Raw genomic sequence first — 951 nt, 5'->3', positions numbered from 1 at the left:
GCATCGCCATCCGCAAGGACAATCCGGAGCTCAAGGCTGCGATGCAGAAGGCGCTGGACGACATGCTGGCGGACGGCAGCTACGAAAAGATCTCGATGAAGTGGGTCGGCAGCGACATCCGCTGATCTCTCCTGGCTTCAGGCGAGCAAAGCCGCCTGAAGCCGAGCGTTACTCCTGCTGGACCCTTTCATGGATTTCTCCTTGATGCAGCGCGTCTTCCCGTTCTTCGTGGAGGCCGCCTTGGTGACGATCGAGATCACGGTGTTGGCCCTGATCCTGGGCCTCGCGGCTGCTTCATTGGCCGCGGCCGCCAAGATGTCGAAATCGGCAATCCTGCGGACCATCGGCACGCTCTATGTCAGCCTGTTTCGCGGCACGCCGTGCCTGATCCAGCTCTTCGTGCTCTATTTCGGCGGCCCGCAGATCGGCATCAATCTGGAGCCGTTCGCCGCCGGCGTTATCGGCCTCGGTCTCAACATCGGCGCCTATATGGCGGAATCGATCCGTGGTGCGCTGGTCGCGGTCGACAGGGGCCAGACGGAGGCCGCCCGCACAACAGGCTTCAGCCGTTTCCAGACCTTGCGCAAGGTCGTGCTGCCGCAGGCCGCACGGCTGATGATCCGGCCGCTCGGGGTCAATACGGTTGCTTTGTTGAAGGGATCAGCACTTGTGTCGACCATTTCAGTCGTCGAACTGACCTACACCGCCCAGCGCTTCATCGGCTCCACCTACAAGCCGTTCGAGATATTCGGCGTTGCAGCCCTGCTCTACATGATCATGGTCTACGCGGTTGCGCGGATCGTCGACCTGCTCGACAAACGCTTCGCCATCGTCTGACCGGAGAGCACGATGCAAGGTTTGGATTTCACCGTCGTCGCGCCCTACTGGGACCTTCTGTTGATTGGTGCCTGGTGGACGGCGGTGCTGACGGTCTCGGCGGGCGCACTCCCC

Annotated in this window: 2 protein-coding genes; both read left to right on the top strand. The window is 61.8% G+C overall.

What is annotated here, in order from left to right:
- A partial coding sequence (locus EN879_RS37295) for a transporter substrate-binding domain-containing protein (protein ID WP_127274781.1) occupies positions 1 to 125 on the top strand: 125 nt, incomplete at its 5' end.
- Positions 126 to 189: 64 nt separating this feature from the next.
- Positions 190 to 837 (top strand): amino acid ABC transporter permease, encoded by a 648-nt coding sequence (locus tag EN879_RS37290; protein WP_063167836.1) that lies wholly within the window; start codon positions 190 to 192, stop codon positions 835 to 837.
- Positions 838 to 951 lie beyond the last annotated feature (114 nt).

The organism is Mesorhizobium sp. M7A.F.Ca.AU.002.02.1.1, assembly GCF_003998535.1.
GTDB lineage: Bacteria > Pseudomonadota > Alphaproteobacteria > Rhizobiales > Rhizobiaceae > Mesorhizobium > Mesorhizobium ciceri.
The sequence above is the reverse complement of the archived record's forward strand: the minus strand, read 5'-3'. Positions and strand labels throughout refer to the sequence as shown.